Raw genomic sequence first — 9,265 nt, 5'->3', positions numbered from 1 at the left:
CGCCTTGCCCACCATGATGGCGCCTCGCTCTTCGGCGCTCAGATGACTGTAGTGCTGACCCATGCATCACCTCCATTGGGGTGTTGCACTTGATGTTAGAGACCGCCGTTACTTTCTCTTGGGCAAGCAAGAGAAAGTGACCCGGCCTCCGGCAGGAGGTCGGAAGCCCGCGGCAGGCGAGCCAGATCACGGCAACGCCACATCAACCGCGAAAGTCACTGGGTCCCAGCTTCCGCTGGGACGACGTTGTAGGAGGGCGCGCAGGCACCTGTTCTTTGGCTACTTTCTCCTACGCAAGCAAGAGTAAGTGGCCCGGTCTCCAGCTGGAGGTCGAAAGCCCGCCGTCCCACGGAAACTCCCTTCGGTCGTAAGCGAGCTCGGTCGCGGTAGCGCTATGTCAAATGCGAAAGTCACTGGGTGACCAGCCCTTCGGCTGTTGAAAAGCGCCTCCAGCGCTAGCCCCCCTTCTTGGGGTTCGCTGCGACGACGCCGCTAAGAAGACGCAAGCACCAACACCACACGCCAACCACACGTACAGCGCAGCCTCTTAATCCACCACACCCACCCGCAACGGCCGCACATCACTGCGCCCTCGATCATCCACCACCCGCAACTCATAACTCCCCGCCGCCCCCGGCTGCCAAAACAACGACTCCCCCGGCGCCGAGCGACCAACGAACGCATCGTTGACGAACCAATACATCTCGCGCACGCCCGCATCGGCATTCGCGCTGAGTGCAATGCGGCTGTCGTTCGGCGCCTTCAGGCGCATCGCATACGTGCTGCCGCGCAGGGGGGAGCTGATGGCCGGTGGTTCGCCTACCGGGTCGCCGCTGTTGAGGCAGCTTTCGTTGCGTGGCGGCGTGCGGCGCGGCATGCCGGCCTGCACGAACACGCGTTGCAGTTCGGACGGCCAAAACTCGTACACCTCGATATGCGTGTGCTTGTTCGCATAAGGCGGGCAGGCGGGTTGGCCGGTGGCATCGTCGATGACCACCGGGCGATGCACTTGGCTGACGCGAATGGGTGACTTGCCCGGAATGAACCAGGTCTTGCCGCGTTGCGGGCACCACTGATTGGGCAGGTCGCCGCTGGCGAGGCAGATCTCCACGCGGCGCAGGTTGGCCGGCATGTGGTGGATGGGTTCGGCGAGGCCGGGTTGGGCGGCGGTGATGGCGTCGACCATCTGGAAGAACAGTGGCGCGGCGGCTTCCACGCCCACGAAGGCCGGGTTGCTGCTGCCGTCGAAGTTGCCGATCCACACCACCAGCACGTAGGGGCCAAAGCTGCCGGCGGTCCAGGCGTCACGAAAGCCCCAGGACGTGCCGGTTTTCCAATACACCGGCAAGCGATTGGGTTGCGCGCCGGTGGTTTCGTCGGGGCGCGGGTTCTGCCGCAGCATGTCCATCACCATGAAGCTGGCTTCCTCGCTCAACAGGCGCGTGCCCTCGGGCGATGGATCGCTGGCGAGCAAGCGCAGCGGGCGCAACTCGCCGCGGTTGGCGAGCATGGCGTAGAGGTCGGCAAGCTCCTGCATGGTGACCTCGCCACCGCCCAGCACCAGGGCCAGGCCGTAGTGCTTTTCGCTGGCCATGCGACTGATGCCGGCCTCGCGCAGGAACTGGTAGAAGCTCGGCTGCTGCAATTGCGAGGCAACCCACACGGCGGGGATGTTGCGACTGCGCACCAGCGCTTCGGTGGCGGTGACCGGGCCGAGGAAATGACCGTCGAAATTCTCCGGCGCATACGGGCCAAACGCCGTGGGTACGTCGCGCAACACCGTCTGCGGATGCAGTACGCCCTGGTCGAAGCCCAGCGCGTAGATGAAGGGTTTGAGCGCGGAGCCGGGCGAGCGCTTGGCCAGCGTGCCGTTCACCTGCCCCTGGATCTCCGCGTTGCCGTAGTCGGCCGAGCCCACCAGCGCCTTGATGCCCATGTCGCGCGTATCCACCAGCATGGCGCTGGCATTGCGGATACCGCGGCCTTGGTTGCGCTCGATGTAGCGCGACACCTGCCGCTCCAGCACCTGCTGCAGCCGTAGATCCAGTGTGGTGGTGACGCGGCTGTCCTGGTTTTGCGTGGCGCCGCGTCGCGCCGCCAGTACCTGGTCCACCGCATGCGGCGCCTCGAACGGCAGGCGGGCGAGCGGGCGCAGGCGCAGCGGCAGTGCGAACAGCGGCTGCAGTGCGCGATCCTGTGCATGCGAGCGCACCCATTTGGCGTACAGGCGATTGCGCGAGTCGCGCAGGCGTGCGCCGATCACCGCGCTATCGTCGCCCGCTTGCAGACGGCGGGTGGGGTCCTGCGGAATCACCGCGAGGGTGAGCGCTTCGGGCAGGCTGAGCGCGGCGACGGGCTTGTCGAAATACGCCACGCTGGCGGCGCCTACGCCTTCCACGTTGCGACCGTAAGGCGCGTAGTTGAGGTAGGCCTCCAGAATCTGCCGCTTGGAGTAGAACAGTTCCAACTGCACCGCATGCGCCACCTGGCGCAGCTTGCCCATCGGCGTGCGCGTGTTGAGCCGCCACAACAGGCGTGCCAACTGCATGGTCACGGTGGAACCACCCTGGCGATCGCCGTGGCGCACGTAGGTCACCCATGCGCCGCGCAGCAAGCCATAGGGATTGAAGCCCGGGTGCCAACGAAACCAGCGATCCTCGTGCAGCAGCACGCCGTCCACCAAGGCAGGCGACATGTCCTGCAGCGGCACCCACAGGCGATAGCGATCGTCGCTGGCAAGGGTGAGCCGCAGCAGGCGCCCGTGATCGTCGTACACGGCGGTGGAGGAGGGCAGCCAGTCGTGCAGCGGCTTGTGCGGCCACAGCCGGCAGCCCACCAGCAACACCGCGACCAGCGCGGCGCCCACCAGCCAGTTCTGCCAGCGATACAGCCAGTGCCCCACGGCGCGGCACCAACGAGAGATCAGCGGGGGCACGGTCATGCGTCACGCAGCCGGCGCGCCCCCGCAGGGGCGCGCGCGGCGGTCAGGGTTGGCGAACCACGGTGAGCGTGCGGCCACCGGCCGTGCGCGCCTGCACCGTGCGGTCGTACAGCGATTCACCGTAGGCCGGCGGCACGATGAACTTGCCGGCATTGGTGGCCTTGATGCGATACACGAACTCGCCCACGTCCGGCAGTGCCGTGCCGTAGAGCACCACACGATCCTCGCGCACGTCCGCGTACTCGAGGCGCCAGCTGGAGTTGCCCACGCCGATGGGCGAGCGCCACGCGTTGGCCTTGGCGGTGCTGTCGCCGCCGGCGTCTTCGGCGGGCGTGTCGTTCTGTTGCGCGTCCGTCACCGGCGGCGGCGGCTGGATCACCGGCTCGAAGCCGCCCGGCAGCAGGTCGACGATGGCGACATTGCTGATGCCGTCGCTGCCGGTGGCGCGGATCTTCACGTGCACGTCGATCTCCTGGCCCAGGGTGACCTGATCGATCGGCTTGCCGTTGGTATCCGTGTAATCGCGGGTGATCTCCAGGCCTTCCTTGATCGCCTTGGTGGCCACGTCGCGGTCGTAGCCGCCCTGGCTCACCATGCGCCATGCCGGCAGGCTGCTGCCGTTGGTGAAGCGCAGGCGATTGACCGCCGCATCCCAGCTCGCGCCCTGCAGCAGATTACCTTGCAGCGTGGAGATGGCCTTGACGCTGCCATCGGCATGCACTTCGTCGATGCGCAGCTTGTCCACCTCACCCACGGTCTGACTGGCGTAGGTATCCAGCGCGAGCATGGTCATGGCCGACGACAGCGTGTTGTACCAGCCCCGCGTCATCGGCTCGGTGATGTTCTCCATCACGCGCGGCGACAGCGCCTTGGCCCGCTCGGGGAAGTGCTTGCTGAGCAGGTACAGCGTGGTGGCATCGCGGATCAACGGGTCGTAGTAGTAGCCGTAGCTATAACGTTTTTCGACGTTGGTGCGTTCGAGCAGCTTCTGCGGGCCGGCGATCAGCTGCGCGGCAGGCTTGTCCTGCTTGAGCAGCTGATAGGACGCGGCCAGCCACGCGGCCGCCAGGTCGTTCTTCCATTCCTGCGGATACGCCTCTTGCAGGCGCTTCTGCACGGCGGCCAGGTCGTTGGTGGTGACGTTGCCCTGGCGGGTCAGCAGGTACACCGCGTAGGCGCGCTGGCGCAGCATGTCCAGGCCATCGAGGCTGTCGTCGGCAGCGAGCTGGCGCAGGTAGGTGTTGCCAGCGTCGAACATGTCGCGCGGCACGTTCAACCCGCGCTCGCGCGCTTCCAGTATGAAGTGCATGGCGTAGGTGGAGACGAACGGGTTGGCATCCGGCGTGGCCGACCACAGGCCGAAGCCGCCCTGGCTGTTCTGGCGCGCGTGCAGGATGTCCAGGAACTGCGCCAGCGCTTCGTCGTTGCTGATGGCCTTGCCTTCCAGCTTGGGTTGCAGCGCATCGGCGAACACCTTCACCTGCGGCCACTTGGACATCACCAGGCGCGGCATGGCCGAGCTGATGATCTGCTCGCTGCAGTAATGCTGGAAGTTCACCAGGTAGCTCGTGAGGCCGCCGGAGAGCACCACCGGGATGTTGGAAATGGCCGCATCGCGCGAGGCGTACTCGCTGTACATGCGGCGCAGGTCCGGCTGGTCGAGTTTGCTGTTGGCGTCCACGCGGCCCACGTCGACCTGGGTGCGGTAGGCCGAAGCCGGGCGCACCGACACATCCACGCTCTGCCGTGCCGACTTGTCGCCGTAGCCCGCGCTGAAACTCAGGTTGCCCGAGCCGAGCTTGTCGCTGGCCTTCACGCGGAAGTTCACCACGCCCTCCTTCATCTCGCCCAGATTGAGGCTCTGCGTGGCCGAACCCATCACCTGCAATTGCGGGCCGGTCTTGAGCGTCACCGCCACCGGCACCTGCTTGCCCGCCAGGCCGGTAAGGTTGTTGGCCACGCCCACGCTCACGTCCACCTCGTCGCCGGGGGCGAGCGTGGTGGGCACGTTGGGCGAGAGCACGAAGTCGCCGCGCACAGTGGTGGCGCCCTCGAAGGTGCCAATGCGTTCGGGCGACACGGACACGGCCATCACGCGCAGCTTGCCGTTGAAGTAATCGGGCACCTGATAACGCAGCTCGGTATCGCCGTTGACCTCGACAATGCCCGACCAGAACGCCACCGGCTTGTCGCGCTTGCGCTTGAACGGATTGAGCTGGCGGCCGATGGCGCCATCGGCGTCGCCGCCTGGTGCGGCCATGGCCATCAGCTTTTCGAAGTCCGGCAGGATCAGGTCGAGGATCTGCGAGGTGCCCACTTCCAGCATGCGCTTGCGGAAGAAGAACTTCAGCGGATCGCCCAGCTTGTAGCGCGCCACCTGCAGGATGCCTTCGTCCACCGCGAACACCACCGCACGGGTGGGCTGCGGCGCGTGCAGCTTGAAGGTGACCGTTTCGCCCGGCTTCACCAGCGCGGGCGAATCCACCGTGATGGCGTTGCGGCGTGCGTCCAGGTTCACCGAGAAGGGCACCACGCCATAGCTCAGCGGGCTCATGAAGATCTCGTCCGACGACGGATCGCGGATGTACTGCACGTTGATGTAGCCGTTGCCTTCGAAATCGGCAGGCACGGTGATGTGCTGCACCGAGCTGGTGGTGTCGGCGTGGAACCATGCGTGCGCATACACCTTGTCGCGCTCGATGGTGATGAGGCCGCTGCCTGCGTACGGCGCGCGTATGGCGATATCCACCGATTCGCCCGGGGCGTAATCCTGCTTGCTCAGGTTGAGCTGAAGTTCGGCGTTGCGATCCAGCGCACGGGTGACGTTGGCGGCGCCGGCCACCGAGTACTCCACGCGGTTCACTTCCACGCCATCGCTGGCGCGCAGCACCACCAGCGCATAGTTGCCGGGTTTGTCGGTGGGCAGCTTGTAGTCCAGGCCGGCGGCGGGCAGGGTGAGCGGCTGTTCGTTCAAGCTCACTTCCTTGAGCTTGGACTGGTACTTGAACACGCCCGAATCCTGCTTGGTGAGCACGGAGATGTAGCGGCGTTCGATCAGGCGCGCCTTCAGGTCCTTCAGTTCGATGGACTTGGCGGTGTGGTCGATAGCCACCAGGTGCACGCTGCGCGGCGTGTCGCGGTTGATGTAGTCGAGGTTGTCGACCGCCTTGTAGCCCACCAGCCAGTCGTTGCTGGACACCAGCGTCTGCGCGGCCGCGGCCACGCTGCGACCGCCTTCGGGTTCGTATGCCTTGGCCAGGAAATACAGCTGGTAGGTGGCGTTGGCGTACTTCTTCAGGTCCAGGTCGAATTCGGCGTGACCCTTGTCGTCGGTCTTGCCGTCCTGCAACGGCTCCTCGTAACCCTCCTTGGCGCGGCGGGTGTCGTAGAAGTGGTAATCGGGCCAGCTGCGGAAGGCTGGCCAGGCCGGGCGCAGGGTGAGCGAGGCTTCCACGCGGCGGTTCGCCGCCGGCGTGCCGAACAGGTTCATCACATCGACGATGCCCTTGACCTCATCGGGCTTCACCCAACCCTCCTGCACCTGGCCGGCGAGCTTGGCTTCCACCTTCATGCGGTCAGGCAGGAACTCCTTGACCTGCACGGTGGTGCTGCCGATCTGCGCACCCGCCTTGCCGTCCTTGACGATGTAGAGGTTTATCGTCCAGGTGCCGGTGGGCGCGGTTTCGGCCGGGGCGTATTCCAGTTCGCCGAAGCCGGAGGTGTCCATCGACATGGGCAGCTGCTTCACCGTCATGCCGCGCGGGTCGACAATTTCCGCCTGCAACGGAATGCCGGCCACGCTGTGCGTCCAGCTGGCCGCGCGCACGATCAGGCCGACATGGAAGGTGTCGCCCGGGCGATAGATGCCGCGATCGGAGAACAGGTAAGCGGAGAGCTGGCCTTCGTTCTGCGCGTTGCGTTCGCCACCCACGTCAAAGCGCGAGAAGTCCAGGCGTCGATCGTAGCTGCCGATCGGCAGGAACGAGAGATCGTCGGCCTTCTTCACCACGTAGAGCGTGGGTTGCTTCTCGCGCTCCAGGCCCTTGAAGGTGGGGAAATGCACCACGCCATCGGCGCCGGTGGTTTCGCTGTAGAGCGTCTGGCCGTTGACCGCGAGCACCGCCACGCTGGCGCCTGCTACCGGCTGGCCGCTGCGGATGGATTGCACGAACACATCCTGGCTGCCATCGAGCGCACGCTTGACCAGCATGCCCAGGTCGGTGACCACGATGAGGCGGGTGTCGGTGGGCACGGCGCTGCTGTCATCGCCGGAGCCTTCGCCCATCTCGCCCTGGTCACCTTCGCCCTCGGCGTTGCTGTCGCCGTCGTCGTTGCGCGGGGCGGCTTGCGGCTGGTTCTCCGCGGCCTTGCGGGCGTCTTCCTGCTTCTTTTCCGCGGCGGCGTCGTAGCTGGACAAGTGCAGCAGGAACACGCCGCGCTTGCCGTCCTTCAGATACTGCCCCAGGTCGATGCCTTCGTAGTGGGCCTTGGCCGGATCACCCTTGGGGAAGCTGCGCTTCTGCTCGAAGCGCTCCACGATGTGATCCTCGCTGAAGGCGTAGCTCAGCTCGGGGCGCGCGTAAGTGCCCTGGTTGAAGCTCACCAGGTGCTGCAACTGGTCCGGCAGCACGCGGCCGATTTCCATGCGCAGGCCCGGCAGGTTGCGCGACACCACCGAGATGCGCTTGCTGCCCGACAGCGACAGCAGCGAACCGTCTGCCATGAAGCGCAGCAGCTTGGGGTAGTCGGGCACGGTGACCACGGCAGCATAGGGCTTGCCGAGCACATAGCCGCCAAAGGATTTCAGCCCCTTGTCCACGTGCACGTAAATGCGCTGGCCCGGGGCGGCCTGGAACTTGAAGCTCTGCACGGTCTCGAAGTCGTTCTCGGTGGGCACCAGTTCCAGCTTGAGCGGCTGCGCCTGGCGCAGCTGGGCGTCGCCCACTTCCGACACGCTCCAGTCGTAGGGCGGCTCGTCCTCGTTCTGGTCCACGCCGGGCTTGCGCGCGGGCAGCACCCAGGCCTTGATCAGGCCGGCCACCTCGCTGTCGCGCACGGTGCCGCCCACGTTCACCACCAGCACCTGCTCGGGTTCGTACTTTTCGTTGTCGACCAGGGTGGGCGTGATGCTGTCGATGGCCAGGCTGTACAGACCCGGCACGCGCACCGCGCCATGGAGCTCGGCGCCCGTGCCGTCACCACCGCGCGCGCTGCGCAGGCCCTTGCCGATCTGATAGCGCACGCTGCCCTCGTCGCGCGGCAGGGCCAGCGGCTGGGAGTGGATCCAGGCGTGCAGCTTGGTCGGGTCGTAGGTCACCGTGTACTTGAGCGCGGTGTCGCTGCTGCCGCGCTGGGCCAGGCTCACCTGGATGCGCTTTTCGAACTCCGCGGTATCCACCGGGTAGTTGAAGTTCACCGGCTGGATGGTCTTTTTGGCGGTGGCGTCCTGCGGGTCCTGGTAGAACTCGCCGTTGCCCAGCTTGGCCTCGAAGGCCGGCGTGCCGAAGCTCACGTGGTCGTCGGCCATCAGCACGTGCGCGGCGAAGGCCTTGGGTACGTCAAAACGCACGTCGTAATGGACACCCACCGGCCAATCCTCGGCGGGCATAAAGCGCAGCGTGTGATCGTCCACCCAGGTCCATTGGCCCTTGGCGGCGGGCCGCATCACGATGCCGTTGGTCACCGGCTTGCCGACCAGCTCGATCGGCGCCGCCGAACCGCTGAAGTTCACCGTGAGCGGATGAATGGTGATGGGCTGTTGCGTGTAGTCGGTGATGGCCGGGGCATCCACCGTCATGGCGATGCGCGAGGGCTCCACCGGCTTGGGCCGGTTCTGATACCACTGCCAGCCGAACCAGCCGCCCAGGCCGAGCACCACGGCCGCGAGCAGCGCGCCGGCCGCCTGCAGGGGGCGGCGCTTGATCCAGCCGCCGGTGGCGGGCATCCACGCCGGCGCGGACCACTGAAGCTGGCCGACAAGGGGGCGCAGGAGCAGGCCGATGCCGATGAACAAGCCACGCACGAGGCGCCACGGCAGCAGTACCAGAAATCGCAACAGATCCATGATGCTTTCCTGAAGGTCGAACGTTGGGCGCGGCGTCGCTGCCGCGCAAAAGGGGGCCTGCCGGATACGTCAAAACCCCCGCCTCTTGCGAAGCGGAGCCGGCATGAGTCCATATCCCCACTGATAGCTTGCGCGTGATCCATGGTGAAGCGCGGCCGGAATTCTGGCACGGCGCGGGCGGTCGAACCGCCGCAAAGGCCTCGGTTTCCGCGCGTGGATCGCACACAAGCGGCCGCTAGCGTACACAACTTTTGTGTCGC

General features: G+C 66.1%; 2 protein-coding genes. Both read right to left on the bottom strand.

All coding sequences use genetic code 11. The annotated features are described in order from the left end of the window. Window positions 1-547: 547 nt before the first annotated feature. On the bottom strand, window positions 548-2,941 hold the full coding sequence (gene pbpC / locus AC3G2C_RS19630; protein WP_488386317.1) for a penicillin-binding protein 1C: 2,394 nt from the start codon (window positions 2,939-2,941) through the stop codon (window positions 548-550). Window positions 2,942-2,984: 43 nt separating this feature from the next. After that, entirely contained in the window at window positions 2,985-9,005 is a 6,021-nt protein-coding gene (locus tag AC3G2C_RS19625; RefSeq protein WP_488386316.1) for an alpha-2-macroglobulin family protein, read from the bottom strand. Between the last annotated feature and the right edge of the window lie 260 nt (window positions 9,006-9,265).

The organism is Frateuria sp. sgz306004, assembly GCF_057750885.1.
Note: the sequence above shows the minus strand (reverse complement) of the source record. Positions and strands in the feature narration are given on the sequence as shown.

Coding starts and splice junctions, on each gene's coding strand:
- pbpC (WP_488386317.1), bottom strand. CDS start 2,941: ATGACCGTGCCCCCGCTGATCTCTCGTTGGTGCCGCGCCGTGGGGCAC.
- AC3G2C_RS19625 (WP_488386316.1), bottom strand. CDS start 9,005: ATGGATCTGTTGCGATTTCTGGTACTGCTGCCGTGGCGCCTCGTGCGT.